Origin of the sequence: Thalassomonas actiniarum (assembly GCF_000948975.2) — a bacterium.
Taxonomy (GTDB): Bacteria; Pseudomonadota; Gammaproteobacteria; order Enterobacterales; family Alteromonadaceae; genus Thalassomonas; species Thalassomonas actiniarum.
Genome location: NZ_CP059736.1, coordinates 791,832 through 810,369 on the forward strand (window position 1 = coordinate 791,832; position 18,538 = coordinate 810,369).

At 46.2% G+C, this 18,538-nt stretch carries 10 protein-coding genes; 8 read left to right on the forward strand and 2 right to left on the reverse strand.

All coding sequences use genetic code 11. The features are described 5' to 3' along the window. Positions 1-192 precede the first annotated feature (192 nt). A complete protein-coding gene (locus tag SG35_RS31685) occupies positions 193-2,364 on the forward strand; it encodes a prolyl oligopeptidase family serine peptidase (protein WP_044831140.1) in 2,172 nt (723 codons plus the stop codon). Between the two features lie 181 nt (positions 2,365-2,545). Here SG35_RS31685 and SG35_RS31690 read toward each other — a convergent pair whose 3' ends face one another. After that, a complete protein-coding gene (locus SG35_RS31690; RefSeq protein ID WP_044831141.1) occupies positions 2,546-3,079 on the reverse strand; it encodes a dihydrofolate reductase family protein in 534 nt (177 codons plus the stop codon). 93 nt (positions 3,080-3,172) lie between these two features. Here SG35_RS31690 and SG35_RS31695 point away from each other — a divergent pair, with 93 nt between their 5' ends. Next, positions 3,173-3,742 (forward strand): TetR/AcrR family transcriptional regulator, encoded by a 570-nt coding sequence (locus tag SG35_RS31695; RefSeq protein WP_044831142.1) that lies wholly within the window; start codon positions 3,173-3,175, stop codon positions 3,740-3,742. 63 nt (positions 3,743-3,805) lie between these two features. Here the strand turns inward: SG35_RS31695 and SG35_RS31700 are convergent, their stop codons facing one another. Next, complete coding sequence (locus SG35_RS31700; protein ID WP_152646482.1) at positions 3,806-4,882, reverse strand: beta-ketoacyl synthase N-terminal-like domain-containing protein; 1,077 nt, start codon at positions 4,880-4,882, stop codon at positions 3,806-3,808. Between the two features lie 590 nt (positions 4,883-5,472). Here SG35_RS31700 and SG35_RS31705 point away from each other — a divergent pair. From SG35_RS31705 to SG35_RS31730, 6 genes are all read left to right on the forward strand, one after another. Further along, the gene (locus SG35_RS31705) at positions 5,473-7,707 is read left to right on the forward strand and encodes a winged helix-turn-helix domain-containing protein (protein ID WP_053042811.1); all 2,235 of its coding nucleotides are present in this window, start codon (positions 5,473-5,475) and stop codon (positions 7,705-7,707) included. Positions 7,708-8,018: 311 nt separating this feature from the next. Further along, positions 8,019-10,262 (forward strand): winged helix-turn-helix domain-containing protein, encoded by a 2,244-nt coding sequence (locus SG35_RS31710; RefSeq protein WP_044831144.1) that lies wholly within the window; start codon positions 8,019-8,021, stop codon positions 10,260-10,262. A gap of 143 nt (positions 10,263-10,405) precedes the next feature. Then, positions 10,406-11,656: a hypothetical protein gene (locus tag SG35_RS31715; RefSeq protein ID WP_044831145.1), complete on the forward strand. Its 1,251-nt coding sequence runs from the start codon at positions 10,406-10,408 to the stop codon at positions 11,654-11,656. A 1,142-nt stretch (positions 11,657-12,798) separates the two neighbouring features. Next, positions 12,799-14,922 (forward strand): peptidase domain-containing ABC transporter, encoded by a 2,124-nt coding sequence (locus SG35_RS31720; protein WP_044831146.1) that lies wholly within the window; start codon positions 12,799-12,801, stop codon positions 14,920-14,922. Then, positions 14,922-16,307, forward strand: a complete 1,386-nt coding sequence (locus SG35_RS31725) for an HlyD family type I secretion periplasmic adaptor subunit (protein ID WP_044831147.1) — start codon at positions 14,922-14,924, stop codon at positions 16,305-16,307. The genes SG35_RS31720 and SG35_RS31725 overlap by 1 nt, the downstream gene beginning before the upstream one ends. Next, positions 16,307-18,523: a type I secretion system permease/ATPase gene (locus tag SG35_RS31730; protein WP_084692509.1), complete on the forward strand. Its 2,217-nt coding sequence runs from the start codon at positions 16,307-16,309 to the stop codon at positions 18,521-18,523. Before SG35_RS31725 ends, SG35_RS31730 begins: the two co-directional genes overlap by 1 nt. Positions 18,524-18,538 lie beyond the last annotated feature (15 nt).

Genomic DNA, 18,538 nt, shown 5'->3' on the forward strand with positions numbered 1-18,538 from the left:
ATGGTCTGAAATAATCAGCCTGGTAGCGCTATATAATGCATGATAGCGCGCTGCTGCACAAGGATTGTCGGGATTGCCCGGCTCGTTAGCGAATAAAATCCTGCTATCGGCCATTTTCTCCGACTCTTGTGGACATCATTTCGATAGTCCAATATCATGGAGCGCAATACAAAACTAACCTTTTGGTAACATATGAAAAGCAAACACTTGATTTTAAGCTCGGCGGTAGCACTCGCCTTGTCTCTGGCTGGCTGCAGCCAGTCAAACTCTCCAAGCGCCTCAGAAACATCTATCGCTAAAGCATCTCATTCAAGTCAAAATATTACCTACCCGGTGACGAAAAAAATCGATGTGGTTGATGAGTACTTCGGCACTAAAGTGGTTGATTCCTACCGCTGGTTGGAAGACGACATGAGTGCGGAAACCGCTGACTGGGTGAAGGCGCAAAACAAAACCACCTTTAGTTACCTCAATAATATCCCTTACCGCGAAAAAATTAAAACCCGCTTGTCTGCTTTATTGGATTATGAAAAAGTAGGCATGCCGTTCATTGAAGGGGATTACAACTACTTCTTTAAAAATGACGGTCTGCAGAATCAATATGTTTTGTATCGCGAAAAAGAGGGCATGGAAGCAGAAGTTTTTCTTGATCCCAATGCCTTTAGTGAAGACGGTACCGTTTCCTTAGCGGATATTGAATTTAGCGAAGACGGCTCGCTTGCGGTTTATCTGATCTCCGAAGGTGGCAGCGACTGGCGTAAAGCTCGGGTGGTGAATACCGAAACCAAAGAAGTGATCGAAACTGAGTTGGTTGATATTAAATTCAGCGGCATATCCTGGGTCGGTAACGAAGGTTTTTATTATTCAAGCTACGACAAGCCAAAAGGCAGTGAGCTGTCGGCGAAAACCGACCAGCACAAGTTGTATTACCATAAGTTAGGTACACCCCAGTCGCAAGATGTGGTTGTTTTTGGCGGCACAGCAGCCGAAAAGCACCGTTATGTCGGCGGTAAGGTCACCAAAGACGGTAAATACCTGTTAGTTTCGGCATCAGTTTCAACTTCCGGCAACAAGGTTTTTATTAAAGACTTAATCAAAGCGAACGCTAAACTGATTCCTGTGGTGGATAACACCAATTCCGACACTGACTTTGTCAGCAGTAACGGTGACGAGTTATTACTGATCACCAATATGAATGCCGCCAATAAACGTGTGGTTAAAGTGAATGCCCTTAATCCGGCGCCTGAAAACTGGGTAGACGTTATTCCTGAGACGGAAAATGTCTTGTCTGTATCTACCGGTGGCGGCTATTTATTTGCTAAATACATGAAAGATGCCACCTCTTTTATTCAGCAGTATGATCTTGAAGGCAACAAAATACGGGATATCGCCTTACCCGAAGTTGGCAGCGCCAGGGGATTTGACGGTAAAAAGACTCAGGATAAAATTTATTATTCCTTTAGTAACCAAAAAACACCCAGCACTATTTTCAGCCTGGATGTTGCCTCGGGCGAGTCTGCTGTTCACTTAAAATCAAAAGTGAATTTCAACAGTGATAATTTTGAATCGAAGCAAGTCTTTTATACCTCAAAAGACGGTACTAAGGTGCCGATGATCATCACCCATAAAAAAGGCATTAAATTAGACGGCAGCAACCCGACCATTTTATATGGTTACGGCGGTTTCAATGTCAGCCTGCAGCCTAGCTTTAGCTCAACCCGTGCCGCCTGGCTTGAACTTGGCGGCGTTTATGCCGTTGCCAACTTACGCGGCGGCGGAGAGTACGGTAAGAAATGGCATAATGCCGGTACTAAGCTGCAAAAACAAAATGTCTTTGATGACTTTATTGCTGCGGCAGATTATTTGATCGAGAAAAACATTACTTCATCGGAAAAGCTGGCGGTAATGGGCGGCTCTAACGGCGGCCTGTTAGTGGGAGCAGTGATGACACAACGCCCCGAGTTATTTAAAGTGGCGCTGCCGGCGGTAGGCGTATTGGACATGCTGCGTTACCACACCTTTACCTCGGGCGCCGGTTGGGCCTACGACTACGGTAAGTCTGATGATAACAAAGAAATGTTTGAATACTTGTTGGGTTATTCTCCGGTACACAATGTTAAAGCCGGTACCCAATATCCTGCTACCTTAGTGACCACAGGCGATCACGACGACCGTGTTGTTCCGGCGCATTCGTTTAAGTTTGCCGCTGAATTGCAGGCAAAACAGGCCGGAGCCAACCCGACGCTGATCCGTATTGAAACCGATGCAGGACACGGCGCCGGTACGCCTATCAGCAAAACCATTGATCAATATGCTGATATTTTCGGTTTCACCTTATACAACATGGGTGTGAAAGATATTTAATCAGCCGTGGAGAGTATTATTGCTATAGTGCTATTCATAGTTGACCGCCTTCTTTTTTAAGCGAGGCGGATAGCTAAAAAGGGATCTTATGGATCCCTTTTTCATATCTGAAATTTCAATTCATGATGATTTTGTTGGCTTATAACTGCTTTTGCGGGCAAATGTGACTTGGAAAGCTGTTCTATTTTTGCCTGATAAAATAGTTTTGCACCAGGCAATTTAAATACCTTTGCGCCTTTACATGTATAAACTTTAACGGAGAGGGCAGATCGGCAAACAACGGAATGCCGCCGCCAAGAAGCACAGGGATAGTGGTAATGATCAGTTCATCTATCATATCTTCCTTCAGGAAGTTTTGAATGGTTACGCCGCCGTCGATGTACAGGTTATTAAATCCTTGTTCGTTCAAATCTTTTACGATCGCTTTTAATTCTCCTTTTACCAGGAAAACTTTTTCTTCATACCCCGGTGGTACTTGGGTCATAGTATTGCTAAGGACGAAAACAGGTTTGCTGTAGGGCCAGTCACAATCAAAACTTAGCACCATCTCAAGGGTGTTGCGGCCCATGACCAGGGCATCAATGTTGTCGATAAAATCATTAAAACCCAGATCATCACCTTCAGGGTTGGGGATCTCATGCAACCAGCCGATTTGATTGTTTTTATCTGCGATATAACCATCAAGGCTGGTTGCGATATAGACGATATTTGACATGGTAACTCCTACTGTCTCTGTTTCACTTGGCAAAAAAGGGGATTTAATATAAAATTCTACACTGTAGAATTAATAGTTTAACGAGGTAATGAAATGAATGTCAAGGATAAGAAACGGGGACGCCCTGCTGGAAAAGGAGCTGGACTGAGCAGGGAGAGTATTATCATACAAGCGAAATCTCTGATGCTGGAAAATAGTAAAACCCCAAGTATCAGACAGTTAGCATCATCACTGAAGGTAGACGCTATGGCAATCTACTACTATTTTTCGAATAAGGCCAGTCTGCTCGAAGCGATCACGGTTTCTCTGATTGAAGATATTTATGAACCCCGGGGCTCTGCTGACTGGCAACAAGAATTGGCGCTGTTGTGCAAGAGTTACCTGGCACTTCTTAGCGATCATGCCGGTTTGATGGAGACCCTGTTATCGATGACAACCATAGGGCCGGCCCAGGTATTTGCCAAACGTTTTTCACTCGCATTAACACCGCTTGCGCTTAACGAGCAGGATATGAAAGATGCACTGGATCTGTTGGTGGACTATTTGCACGGTTATGCCTTAGCTATGCATTGTTGCAGTGAACCAGGGCAATTAACGCTTGAGCAGCTAGATGGTCCGCTCAAGTTTTATATGGCGGCGCTAACCAGTAAGGTAAGGGGTTAGCAGCTTGATGTTCGCTATTTCCTTTTAAGTCAGCTTTATTGCCGGGCAAATAACAAATGACGGTTATAGCGTTTTATTGCTTGAGGCATGACAGTCAGCGCCGGGAGGTTCATCATTTATTGCCATCATGATAGCGCCGCGTTCAGCAAAATCGGATGCACTCCAGATCACCAGGGGGGAGTTATAATGTCCTCTGAGTAATCCGAGGTAGGCTAATATCATCAGGGTCGGCACCGTGGCTGCGCCCAGATCACCGTAACTGTCAGCCGGATGCACCATGTTAAAGTTTTCATCGATATTTTGGCTGTTGCGGCTTAAGGCGATGCCCCATTCCTTGCCATTGGCGTGTTCGCCGTTAAAGCTGGAGAAAACTGTTTTTGCCGGTTGTTTTATCCCGGTCAGGGCGGTTCGTATTGCGTTACTCAGACCGTCTCCCAGACAAATGTCTTTGCTGTAGATATGGCCCGGCTCGTTGGCAAAACCCGGTGGGCCCATAGTGATTTTTTGGCTTTGTTTATGGTTTAAAGCAAAAAATGCCGCCCCTTCACCGGGAACAAAACCGTCCATGCCGCTGGCGGTCAGCAGCCTTTGTTGCTGGTCAAGTAAGCTCAGTTGCATCAAGTCCAGGTAAGAATCTACGCCGCCGATAACTACAGTGTCAGACGCGCCCGACTCTATCAGTGCCTGACCAGCCTGAAAAGCGGCAATTCCCCCGGCCCTGCCGAGGCGAAAACATCGGCTGGCGCCAAAGTCTATGATGTCTGCACATTCCCGGGCGATATCTAACAGTAAGGCATCGCCATCAAGATCCGCGGCCATATTGTGCTCAGAGGGCAGCGCCAGCATCAAGGGTAAAGGCCGGGCATTGTCCAGCTGGTGATGGATCTGGAAAATCGCAACACTGGCCAGCTGTATCAGGCGCTGATAATAACAAGACTTGCCCCGGCTGGCTGCTCCGGTTAATGCAACCAGGCATTCGGGAGGCACCAGGGCCATTTTAAATGGCTGGTAATCTTTTGATAAAATATCGGTTTCCTGATACTGACAAATACCTGCACGGACAGCGGCACTCACCGCAGGTGCACCTATGCCAAGCGGATTGATCATGCCACAGCCGATAATGGAATATTGCCTTGCCATTATGTGTTTAATCCAACAGATTTGCCATGAGCTGCCATAAGGTTTTTATTTAAGTTAATGGGTTACCCCATAAGCATAGTTGATGGTTTTACGGTGAAATTAAAATGATTTTAAGCGGGGAGAATGCATTGCATGATACCTTAGCCCTTCTGTCTGCATGGTGTCCGGCGGTGCTTTGCTCAAAAGCTCTCTGTTTTTCTCCCGGATTGCAAATATGATGTCTGCTACTTTCCATTTCCGTCAAAATGGCAAGATATGCAATGCCGCCGGAGCTAATAATATTTTATTTTGAAATATAATATACAAAGGTACGGTCCGGATGAGGCGGGGTTAGTTATAATTTGAATAATACGAGTGTCATATTAGTGTCATAAAGGTAGTGTATTTTGTCGGCTCTTTTAAATCTCTCCCCCTGTTTATCGGGTAGCGACACTATCAGACGATTATTTTATAGGGCATAGTCTTAATACATAATCGCCCCTTTAGACAAGATTAACATTAACCTGGTTATAAATTTAACACTGTGATTCTCCTTAATTCTGATCTTAATGAGACTGTTGATTGTGCATAGCATGTATAGGTAATAAGCATTGAAAACCAAAGTCGGCAAGTGGCTGGTTGACGAACAAACGCGAACTATTATCGCTGGCGAGGAAAGAATAGAGCTAAACCTGGCAAGTTTTAAATTGTTGCAACTTTTTATCTCTTGTCCAAAAGAAGTCATTCCTTTATCTAAGATAAAGGAACAGGTATGGCAAACCGAATTCACCACAGATAACCTGGTATATCAGACCATTCGGGGTTTACGAAAAGCGCTGGAAGGGGAGGACGCACAAAGTTATATCAAAACAGTTCCCCGCCATGGTTATCAGCTATCGGTGAAAATAGAAAAAATATCAGAGACACCTGCTTCGGGAGAAAAAACAGCAGAGCTGCCGGCAACCGGACGAGCACAGGAAAACAAAGCGCAAAAGCGACTATTTTTCACTACGGGCTTGTTTTCTAATATTATGATGATTATGGTGATAATCATCTTTTTTGCCATGTTATGGTTGACAAACATCACCCCGCAGCAAGCGATTGATAAGCCGGCAGATAACACTAACAATGGTCATTTGCTTGTTATTTCGCCAGGTGCCGGAATAAGTGAACGGCAAAACCAGGCGTTCATGCGCTATAGTCAGAGCATTAAAGAAGATTTAAAGTTATCTGAAGAAAGCACATCCAACACGGTAAACTTGCTGTCAAAATTAGCTCGCTCGGGCAAGGAAAATAAGTTGGTTGTGCAGTATATGCCACAAAGAAATGCTGTGTTGAATTTAGTCTTTACCGGTCATGCTTCACGTTTAGTGCATCTGTCGATAACTTCACTTGATAAAACGCTGTTCGAACAAAAGCGTGCACAGCCCTACCAGCAGATGCTGGATATTTTTAATGAACCGAACATTAAGTATGAAAAAACAGGCATTACCGGCCTATTGACAGAAGTTAAAGAAATCAAAGCTTTGCTTTCTTTAACTTATAGCCCGCCAGCACGTTTGCACTCGGCACAGTACACTATTCGCCAGAGCATAGAAAAAAACAGCCTCAATGAACAACAAAAACAGGCAAAATATTATTTTATCGAAGCCTTATATGCGTTTTATAAAATAGAGCACTACAATGCCCAACGTTTATATAAAGGCGTCAATTACTTATTGAAAAATTACAGCCAAAGCAACTTTTCAGTGGTTGCGGCTGCTTTATATCTGGCACATATAGGCAATACCCAATTAGCCTATCAATTATTAGAAAATCAACAACAAGACAGTTTTGTTCAGGCCATCAAAGGTATGTTGCACTTAAAACTGGGGGAAACTTATTTGGCATTAAACCATTTTGAAGCCGTGTATAAAATGGACAAAGCCTTTGAGGACAATGCCGCATATTATATCTGGCTGTTAAAGAAATATAAGCAAAACGCTAAACTTGAGCGGATATACTCAGATCTGGCACAAAGTGATTATATCGGCAACGACCTTTATGACATGCTTTTTAGCTGGTTGCTTTCTAAAGGCAGTTTTTCTGAAGCGATAGATTTTATTGCCCGCTACGATACGGTCATGGGCTGTAGCGATGGCTTATACAGTGCGATGGCATTGTTGAATAATTCTTTGATAAATCATGAAAAAGCAATGTTATGGCAATCTCGGGCTACTGCCGTCAACAATAGAAACCGTCATATTCCATGGTTAGTTTATGTCAGGGCTTTATACAATAATGATCTGGCATCATATCTTAGCTGGTATCAATCATACATCAAAGATGTGATAGGGCAGGAAAGCCGCATGCATTCGCTTATTATTACCTTAATGGCACATCTGGTGTTAGGTGAATATGAGCAAGCAAACAAATTATTAACGACATTAGAAAAAGTTAAAATAAACCTTTTTGACCCTGCTGTCGTGGCCATAATCAAGGCACTGATACAAAGTCACATCGCCAAGCAACAAAACCAGGCAATAGATGATGTGATTGCCGAGATAGAACCTCAGGTAAGAGCATTTACACTGCTGCAAGGTTCACTTATCAGACAAGTATTGGCCAGTTATTTTATGCTTTCCAGGGATTTCGATGAAGCAGAAGTTCATTTACTGGAGGCTTGTAAGGCAAATCCTGCGCTTTGTTTAGGTTGGCAGCATATCTCCTTGTTTAAGCCTGTGATACAAACCGATAAATTACAAGCGGCAATCAAACAGGCGAATAAAGCCATTAAAGGCAATCAAGGCAAACTTATTCAACTTAATCGTCAGGTGGCGCAATTGTGCCCTGTAGCCAAGCAGTAAATAACAGTGTCATTTCATTTACTATTTTTAGTTTTCCCGAGCAGGTAGGAGTTGTTTGATGGGGAAATCTTGTATACTAATTGATGATCTCAAGGAGTTAAAATATCTATCTGATCAGGTGAGTATTATCGCAATTTACCCGATATCGGCTATTTTATCCTGTTAATGATTACGACGGGTTGGCTGATAAACATTTATCCCGGCCCGTTTCATCGAATTTTTCCGCTGAAGAATATGACTGAATAAAATACTAACTTTTGTCCCAAAAGTGGCGGGATAATTTGTTGTGCACGGCATTAAAGGAAATAAGATTGAACAACACAGTAGGCAAGTGGCTGATAGACGAACAGAGCCATTGTATTGTCAGTGATGATGAAAAGGTAGAGCTTAATCTCGCAACCTTTAAATTATTACAGCTTTTTGCATCCTGCCCGGGCGAAATTATTTCTTTATCTAAGATAAAGGAAGAAGTCTGGCAAAATGAATTCACGACAAATAACGTGGTATATCAAACCATACGTAACCTGCGTATGGCGCTTGAAGGGGATTCGGGAAAAAGCTATATCAAAACGGTTCCCCGTCACGGTTATCAACTATTAGTTAAGATTGATGATCAAATGGAAGGCTCTGTACCGGCGCTGTCTGGTGATGAGAATATGGAATTGCCTGCCGTACCACAAGAGTCAACAGGCATTACCGCCCTTGTGTGCAATAAGCTAAACACACGCCGTTGGCGCCTGATGTTGGCCATTATCGCAACCATGATGATCGTCATGGTAGCCGTCATAAAGATCTCTTGGGTCGCAAGCATAAGCCAACCGACAAAGAATATGAGTCCAAGCAAAGGCCGCTTGGTCATTATTGATGATATTGTCGAGATCAGTGAACAACAAAGGCAAATATTCAGTCATTACCAGCAAAAAGTTGTCTTAGATTCAAACATGGAAAAAACAAGGTTATCCAGTACCGAAAACCTCCTGTCAAAATTGGATCAGATGGGGGACCAACATAAATTAGTCGTGCAATATTTGCCGGTTCAAAAAGCCATTTTAAACCTGGTGTTTGTTGGTAAACCCTCACGCCTGGCATATTTGTCTGTTCAGCCGGTCGATAAAATAACCCAGAAAGCCGATTTGGAAAAATTTACCCATCATTTATTGGCTGTTTTTGACGACCCTATGTTGGACAAGGGAAATTCCGGTATTGCCGGGTTGTTAAGAGAAAACCAAGAAGCTCAGGCTTTAGCTTCTTTATCATTTGGCCAAACGGAGCGTTTACAAACTGCCCGTCAGTCGATTCGGGAGGCAATTGAAAAATACAGCCTGAACGAGCAACAAAAAAAAGCCAAGTATTACTTTATTGAAACCTTATATGCCTTTTACCAGATTGAAAGTTTCGATGACAAACAGCTGCATACCGGCGTTAATTACCTTTTATCCCATTACAGCCAAAGCAATTATTCCCTGGTTGCGGCAGCATTTTACCTGGCAAATAAAGAGAGCGTCTCCATTGCCTTTCAGTTGCTGGAATATCTTGAGCAAGATCCTTTTGTCACTTACATCCAGGGATTATTACATTACGAGCTTGATGAATTAACATCGGCGCTAAAACACTTTGAAAAGGTTTATCGCCAGGATAAAGACTTTCAGGATAATACCTATTTTTATCTTGAGTTATTGTTATCAAGCAAGCGCAGGCAGGAGTTTGGCCAAATTTATACCGATTTAAAGCATGAGAATTATATTTCAACCAACATATATTATCTGTTTTATAACTGGCTGCTTATGCAGGGGGACTTCCCGGAAGCCATCAATTTACTTTCCCGTGATCTTGATAAGTTAATTTGTAATGATGACCTCTATGGTGCAATGGCCCTGATCAATAATGCCCTGGCTAACCCAACACAGGTTGATAAGTGGCAAGGGCTGCTTACCTCGGTAGAAAGCAGGGACTGGCGTCCGCCATGGCTGTTTTATGTCAGGATGCTCAACGAAAACAACCTGCCTGCATATGCGCCATGGTATGAGGAGTACCGTAAAGGCGTGTTAGGGCAGGACAGCTTTATCGACCCTATTATTTTTGTCTTCACCGTCCGCTTGGCTTTAGGTGAATATGAACAGGTTGATGCTGCCATGGAGAAACTTGAACAAGCTTGGGCAAGCTTTAACGAGCCCGCTTTTATAGAGGTTGCGAAAGTCGTCTTAAAAAGCCAGCTTGCCAGACAGCAAGGGCAGAACACAGACGACTTGCTTGCCTCTGTAGAGGAGCAAGTCATAGAGTTACAATGGGATGAAATACCTTATATTAACCAGGTACTGGCGAGTTATTATATTCTCAGCGATGATTTCGCCTCCGCAGAAGTTCATTTAATTGATGGCTGCAATAAAAATCCGGCGATCTGCTCCGGTTGGCAAAATATTCCCTTGCTTGCCCCGATAATGCAAACCAAAAAATTGCAGCTGTCCTTGGAAAAAGCAGAGCAAGTTATCAGAGAGAATCAATCCAGGCTTACCGCGCTTAATAGCAAGGTAGCAGCAAGCTGCCCTGCTTTATGAGAAAAATATAACAAGGGTATAAAAATAAAGAAATTTTAGTTTCTGAAAACTTCTGAATACTCCTTTATTCGCTGGTTTTTGCCTATCAACTCCTTATGCTGACAACATTGAGATATGAAGCAAGTCACAGGAGAAGTTGAAAGATGAATATGAAGATAAAACGGTTACCCCGGTATGTTTCTTTTATAGTGCTGGGCGCGGCAGTAACAGGTTGTGGAGGTTCATCATCCACAGATGAGCAGCCTCAATTCATTACCCCCAAAGCCTTGATACAATCAACAGAGACAGAAACGTCAGCCGGAACATCGAGCACTTCAACAGCTCCGGTAACGGCGACAACACCTGAAACAACGACACTGGCAACAGAAACGGATATTGAAGTTCTGGCACAAGTTAAAGCCATAGCCGATAAGAATACCGCGACTATATGGCCAGGTTTCGATTATGCGAGTATCGCTCAGTACCTTATCCGCCAGGAAAGCGTTTCCAGGCCCGTCAGTGGCTTTATCGTTAATCCTGTTAACGAGATCGAAGGCGGGCAAATACTGGGAGAAAATGAGAACTCAGGCTTATCCGCCTGGCGTTACGACGGAGACTTGTTTGCAGCATTTGACAATAGGGCTGACAAGCAATATGACATCAATGATAATATTTATGTCGTTTCAACCTATTATAAATCTGACAAAGATAATATTGCTACCTTTGCCGGCAATGCCTTTGCCTTGCATCAAAATAACAACTGGCCGTCACTGGCTAATAGCGACTTTAATGATGCATATCCCTTAACCGGGGAAGTCTTAACCTTAAAGTTGCTAAGTCTGGAGTTACTCAAAGCATTTCCTCACGTCTTTGTCCGAAAAGGGAAAAAGCCATACTGGGGCACAGAAAAAGCACCGCTATTATTAACTGTCGAGCAGTTAAAAGACATTTTGGCACAATATGTTGCTGTTCGTCGCGAAGAGATCTCTCTAGATAGCAGCATGTCCTTAGCTGGTGGATTATCATCTTATTACGAGGCTAAACTTGGCAGCCAACATTTTTTGATCACCACTTTAGAGCGGGCTTTAGTTGCCTCAGAAAAACAAAAAACTTATGTATCTGAAGATTTTTTCAGCAAAAAATACAGCCCGTTAACCGGTTTTGCATATTTTTATTCGGGCATGTTTGCAGAAACCGGCGCCGCGGTTATCGATATATTAAAACAGCTTGGTTATGACCTCAGGAAAATAGAGCAAGGGACATCACCTTATGATGCTGCGAAAGAGGTATTATCTTTATCTGAAGTGGAATTGGACCAAGCCTTGGAAAAAGCCAAATCTCACGAAAACTGGTCTGCTATCGAGCAACGCGCCGCCGAGCTATCCGCGATAATCAATCAAGTTTCCTCTTCCTGATATACAAGAGTTTATTTTTTAAACAAATCAGAAATCCAGGGCAGGGATGCCTGACAAACCGTTCGACAACTGTCACCCGGATCTTCCTTATCAGTATCTTCAAGCATTTGACTTTATCGTAAATAGCCACCCGGGCATTTAATCTGTGCAGGCCAGGTAAACTTCAGGCTATTTAACGGATGAACAATAATACCAATTTTATTAAATGTCTAACCATCTTCGGTGGTCTAAATCTCCAAGTCCAGCGTTGTTTTCAATCACAATAGCTTGCTATTAGTCAATCAAACGCCTTGTTCTTGAAAATTTATCCTCACCGAATTTTGGTCACCTACTTAATGCAATTGCTATAACTTGTTTGATTGCTTCTTGTTGATACCGCAACTTTCATCACTTTGGCAATTGCCAGTAAGCCTTTATAAATCATGCCTTCCTGATACTTGCCATTGAGCATTGTCATCGCTCGGCATCACTTTTGGCGCAAAGTCAGGTCTTTATCAGTGATATCACGGTGATCATTATACTATTTAACTACAAACGAACATGCTGCCCGCTTCCCATGCTGATATAGGATAACCGGACTGCCCTGTTCCCGAGTGCTTCTCTCCTCCAGGGTTAAGTCTTTATCGTCCTGACGTTTTTATCTTAACGACGGCAGCAACACACTCACATAAAATAACCACTTAAAACAATAATATTATCTGCGATACCGAAAAACGGATCAGAAGCATAAAAAGATCTTTTCCCCTGGCGTGACATAATCGCAGTATCACAACTGGGAAAAGGCCAATATAACAAGTTGTGGTCACACCTCTTACCGCAAGGGTAAAGCTGCATATATTTTGAATATAAATTCAATGGGCTGAACGGGCACCTTGCCCGGAATTTAGAAAAGATCAATACCATCGTGGGCCCACCCCCTCCTTTAACAAGGTTTTGCTATCACAATCAGGTAATGTTTTCTACTCCTTTACGAACAAAAAAGAAAAATAAAGATCTCTGAAAAAGATTTGAGAGTAATAAACAAACAGATCTCACTTTTATCATGAATAATCGATGCTCTTTTTAGCGGTGCGTAAAAGTGCCGTCTTGAAATTACGTCAATGCAGATTTGGCGGTAGCAGTTTTTAAGCGTGGTAAGATGAATGTCTACATTGAATAGATATACAGAAAGTGAAGTCGAATCAGCATTCAGCTGTTTGACTTTATTGATGCAATTACAGTCAGTGCCTATGACTGAATATCCTGTCAGCGAATATGCCCGGTTACCTTTTAAGGCTCAGTTAAAACACTTCAATAGTGCACAAAAGATTTCCGTCAAGCTCGCTAAGCTGACACATAAAAAACTGAGTAAAGACAACCTGCCTCTGGTTTATCGCGATAAGTCCGGCAAATTTGCGCTCCTGGTTAAATTGTCTCAGGAGCATGCCCTGGTACAATTCACCGACAAGCCGACCCCGAGTCAGCTTTCCCTGGAAGAGTTACAGCAAAGCTGGGGCGGTGAGGTTATTACCTTAGCCGGACCGGCGATGCGCTTTGATGTCAGCTGGTTTATTCCTGAATTTATTCGCCACCGCAAGCTCTTTAGCCAGGTTATCCTGTTTTCCTTGATGCTGCAGCTGTTAGCCCTGGTCACACCGCTCTTTTTTCAGGTGGTGATGGATAAAGTGCTGGTACATCAGGCACTGGCCACCCTGGATGTGCTGGTGGTGGTATTGGTTGCCGTCGGCATTTTCGAAGTGGTGCTTAAGGGGCTTAGGGAATATATCTTTGTCCATACCTCCAGCCGGATTGATATCGGCCTGGGCATAAAGCTCTTTCGCCATCTGCTGGGCTTGCCGTTAACCTATTTTAAGCAGCGACAGATCGGCGCCATCATTACCCGGGTGCAGGAGCTGGACAGTATCCGCGATTTTCTCACCGGTTCTATGCTGACCCTGACAGTTGATGTGGTGTTCACCCTGGTTTTTTTTGCGGTGATGTACTGGTTATCGCCGATGTTAACCTTACTGGTATTGGCGACTTTACCTTTGTATTTTTTGATTGCCTGGCTTAGCACTAAGCCGCTGCAGGAGAAAATCGAACGCCAGTTTCAAACCTCGGCCGCCAACAGCGCCTTTTTAAATGAAACCGTCAGCAGCAGTGAAACCTTAAAGAGTTTGGCGATAGAGCCCAAAATGCAGCGCCGCTGGGAAACGCAAACCCAGGAGATGGTCCAGGCCGGTTTTAATACCCAGGTGATTAATAACCAGATATCACAAAGCGTGACCTTGTTGCAAAAGGTGACCTCCGTCGGAGTCATCTGGATAGGGGCCAATATGGTGATGTCGCTGGAAATGACCATAGGCCAGCTGATTGCCTTTAACATGATGGTCTCCCATGTATTGCAGCCTATCGCCAAACTGATTGATTTGTGGCAGCAGTTTGTCCAGACCCGGGTGGCGGTGGACAAACTCGGCGACATGCTGAATTTGCCGGTGGAGCAGGAGCAGGGCAAGCGGGTGCCGGATGTACCGCTGCGCGGCGATATCCATTTTCATAACCTGGGTTTTAGCTATCAAGCCGATGGCAGTGAGCCGGTCATTCAGTATTTAAACCTGACGGTACATCCCGGGGAAAGCATAGGTATCGTGGGTCCGTCGGGCTCGGGCAAGTCGACCCTGACCCGGTTATTAATGAAACTCTATACCCCGCAGCAGGGAATAATCCTGCTTGACGGCATGCCGATGGACAATCTTGACCCGCATTACCTGCGCAGCCAAATCGGTGTGGTGCTGCAGGAAAACTACCTGTACAACCGTAGCGTGCGCGACAACATAGCCTTAAAAAGCCCGACCGCCAGCTTAGATGAGGTCATCAAAATGGCGAAGCTGGCGGGGGCCCATGACTTTATCCTGCGTTTGCCGCTGGGTTACGACACTTTGCTTTCAGAAGGGGGCGAATCCCTGTCCGGCGGCCAGCGCCAGCGTATCGCCATTGCCCGGGCACTGATGGGCAACCCTAAACTGCTGATCCTCGATGAAGCCACCAGCGCCCTGGACGATGAATCCCAGTCGGTGATACAGGCGAACATGCATGAAATCTGCCGCGGCCGCACCGTGATCACCGTCGCCCATCGTCTGAGCACAGTCAAACATTGCGACCGCATCATCACGCTTGAGCGCGGACAAATTACCGAAACGGGTAACCACCAACAATTATTGGCTTTAGGCGGTACTTATGCCCGCCTGTGGCAGCTGCAACTGGATTTAAACGAGGAGGCAGCCTGATGCTGTTAACACATCTTAAGACCGCCCGTCAGGCACTGAAGAGTCAGCGCGACGAGCCGGCAAAAACCACCTTAAGCCAGCGGGAATATGAATTTCAGCCGGGTTACCTGGAAATTGTCGAACGCCCGCCCGCCCCCTGGACCAAGCGTTTAGCAATAGGCATTACCTGCTTGCTGCTTGCTATCTTAACCTGGTCGGTTATCGGCCGGCTGGACATTCATGCCCAGGCCAGCGGTAAACTCATTGTCAGCAGCAACTCGAAAGTAGTGCAGGCGGCAGAGCCGGGAGAGATCACCACCATCAATGTTGCCGACGGCCAGCATGTCAAAGCCGGTGAAGTCTTGATTAACCTGAATCCGGTAGGCGTACAGGCGGAAATACGGGAGCTGCAGGAGCAACTGACCTTTCAGCAACTGGAAAGTGCCCGGTTGCAGGCCCTGCTAAGCGAACAGCCCTTAGCGACTTTTGTACCGCCTGAAACTGCCTCTTTACAGCAAATCAATACCGCCCGTGCCTTTTTAAGCAGCGAATGGCGGGATATCAGTACCCAGCTGGACAATTATGCCAGCCAGCTCAAGGTCAACGAGGCCGACCGCCAGGCAAGGCAAAACGAGCTGAATGAACTGGAAAAATTGCAAAGCAATGCCCGGCGGCGACTCGAAGCCAGTAAAACCCTGGCGGACGTGAAACAGTTTGCCCTGATGGAGCTGCTGCAGCTGGAAAGTGAACTGCTGGAAGTACGCCGCCTGTCTTCGGAAAAACAGGGGGAATTTGACGTGCTCGCCGGCCAGGTCAAGAGCCTGGAAAACCAGCGGGATAACTTTACCGCCAAAACCCGCCGGGAAAACCTGGAAAAGTTGAGCCAGTCACAGGGCACCCTGGCAGTGCTGAAACAAAAACTGGTACAGGCCCGGGAAAAATACCGTCAGCACAACCTCACCGCCCCGGTGGACGGCGTGGTACAGCAGCTTGCGGTGCACACCTTAGGCGGCGTGGTCCAGGCGGCGCAGCAACTGATGGTGATTGTGCCGGATGAAGTGCCGCTGGAAGCGGAAGTCATGGTGCTTAATAAAGACGTGGGTTTTGTTTATGCCGGCCAGAGCGTGGAAATTAAAATCGATGCTTTCCCCTATACCCGCTACGGCACCATCAAGGGAGAAGTGGCGCATGTTTCCCGCGATGCCGTGGAAAACGAGCAGTTAGGTCTGGTGTTTCCCGCAAAAGTCTTGATTAACAGTAGCACTATCCTGGTGGAAGACAAGCAGGTGCCGCTGCAGGCGGGCATGAGCATTAACGGTGAAATCCGCACCGGTGATCGCCGGGTAATTGATTATCTGCTTAGCCCGATTCAGCAATACCAGTCTGAAGCCATGGGAGAGCGCTAATGAGCACTTTAACCTCTACTTATTTGCAAAATGAGCAAAATAACAGTCCTGAACAAGAAATTCGCCATGAGCAAAAAGATCGCCATGAGCAAGAAAATCGTCATGAGGTAAGGAATAACACCGGCGATGAACAAAAGCTGGCGCTGGACGCCCTGGTGTATGCCGCACAAAGTTTTGAAATCAAAGCAGAAGCTGCACAGCTGGCCCATCGACTCGGTAGCGGTCACTTGGGGGAATTTGATTTAAGCCGTTGTGCAAAATGGATTGGCCTGCGCGCCCGCAGTGAATTTTGCGATCTGGCCAGGCTGGAACGCTTGCCTTTACCGGCGTTGATCAAGACCCGGCATGGCTGGCAAACCCTGTTGGAAATAAACGGCGATGAAGTCAGGTTGTACGCCCCGGATCTCAAGGACGAGTGTACCGTCTCTATGGCAACACTGAATGATATCTGGCAATGGCAGGTGCTGCTGCTGGCACAGCCGAGACAGGCAGAGCGTCAGCGTAAATTCGGACTTGGTTGGTTTATCCCGTCAATTACCAAGCATGCGGCGCAGTTTAAAGGCGTGATTATTGTGTCCCTGCTGTTGCAGCTTATTCCTTTGGTATCGCCGCTGCTGTTTGAAAACGTGATCGACAAGGTGCTGGTGAGCCGGAGTTTATCGAGCCTGCAGGTGCTGGGTATTGCCATGCTGGCACTGGCCATTACCGAGCCCTTATTCGGTTTTATCCGCGCCTGGCTGTTTACCAATTTGGCCAGCAAGGTTAACAGTGAATTGTCCAGCCGTTTGTTTGAACATTTAGTGGCATTGCCGTTGAGTTATTTCCAGCAGCGCCAGAGCGGGGAAATCATCGCCCGGGTGCGGGAAATGGGGCAAATCCGTCAGTTCCTTACCGGCTCTGCGTTAACCATGATCTTGGATTTGGCCTTTATCGGCTTGTTTATCGCGGTGATGTTTGCCTACAGCGCCACCCTGACCTGCCTGGTGCTGGGCTCGCTGGTGGTCTATTTCCTGTTCTGGCTGGCGGTAGGGCCGATATTACGGGCCAAAGTCACTAAGGAATATGAGCTGGGGGCAGAGAACACCGCGTTTTTAACCGAGGCGGTCACCGGGGTAGAAACCATTAAAACTACCGCCACCGAAGGCCGCTTCCAGCAGCAGTGGCAACGCCGGCTGGCGGATTATGTCCGGGCACTCTTCGGCGCCCGGGTGGTAGGGATTTTTGCCGGGCAGGGCATCGGCCTGGTACAGAAAATTACCTCGGCATTGCTGCTGTGGTGGGGGGTAACGCTTGTGATGGACGGTGAATTAACGCCGGGGGCACTGGTGGCCTTTAACATGCTTTCCGGCCATGTGACCCAGCCGATTTTACGCCTGGCCCAGCTGTGGCAGGACTTTCAGCACACCCTGATTTCCCTGCGGCGTATTGGCGATATTCTCGATCATGACACCGAAAGCGGCAGCCAGGGCATGGCGTCAATCCCGACGCTGCAGGGCAGTGTCAGTTTTCAGGGAGTGCGTTTTCGCTACAGCGCCGACGGCCAGGAAGCCCTGCAAAATCTTAACCTGGATATTAAACCCGGTGAGTTTATCGGTATTACCGGCCCGTCCGGCTCGGGCAAGTCTACCTTAACCCGGCTGCTGCAACGCCTGTATGTGCCGCAACACGGCCAGGTATTGGTTGACGGCATCGACTTGGCGATTGCCGACCCGGTGGCGCTGCGCCGCAACATGAGCGTAGTGTTGCAGGAAAGCCGCCTTTATAACGGCACGATTAGCGAAAACATCAAAATCTGTGTGCCCGAGGCGACAGACGAACAAATTATCGAAGCGGCCACCTTGTGTGGTGCCCACAACTTTATTGCCGAATTGCCCCAGGGATATCAAACCCAGGTGGGAGAGCGGGGGGCGCGCCTGTCCGGCGGTCAGCGTCAGCGCATCGCCCTGGCCCGGGCGTTGTTAACCAACCCGGGGATTTTATTGCTCGATGAAGCTACCAGTGCCCTCGATTATGAATCGGAAGCGGCGGTGATGAGCAATATGCAGGCAATAACAAAGGGAAGAACCGTAATCAGCATAGCGCACAGGCTAAATACCCTGCGCTATGCGGACAGAATTCTGGTGATGGACAAAGGCCAGATTATTGAACAGGGAAGCCATGAAGCATTGCTGGCACAACAAGGCTTATACGCCAAGTTATGGCAGCAGGAACAATAAGTTAATACAGCAGTT

Coding starts and splice junctions, on each gene's coding strand:
- SG35_RS31685 (WP_044831140.1), top strand. CDS start 193: ATGAAAAGCAAACACTTGATTTTAAGCTCGGCGGTAGCACTCGCCTTG.
- SG35_RS31690 (WP_044831141.1), bottom strand. CDS start 3,079: ATGTCAAATATCGTCTATATCGCAACCAGCCTTGATGGTTATATCGCA.
- SG35_RS31695 (WP_044831142.1), top strand. CDS start 3,173: ATGAATGTCAAGGATAAGAAACGGGGACGCCCTGCTGGAAAAGGAGCT.
- SG35_RS31700 (WP_152646482.1), bottom strand. CDS start 4,882: ATGGCAAGGCAATATTCCATTATCGGCTGTGGCATGATCAATCCGCTT.
- SG35_RS31715 (WP_044831145.1), top strand. CDS start 10,406: ATGAATATGAAGATAAAACGGTTACCCCGGTATGTTTCTTTTATAGTG.
- SG35_RS31720 (WP_044831146.1), top strand. CDS start 12,799: ATGTCTACATTGAATAGATATACAGAAAGTGAAGTCGAATCAGCATTC.
- SG35_RS31725 (WP_044831147.1), top strand. CDS start 14,922: ATGCTGTTAACACATCTTAAGACCGCCCGTCAGGCACTGAAGAGTCAG.
- SG35_RS31730 (WP_084692509.1), top strand. CDS start 16,307: ATGAGCACTTTAACCTCTACTTATTTGCAAAATGAGCAAAATAACAGT.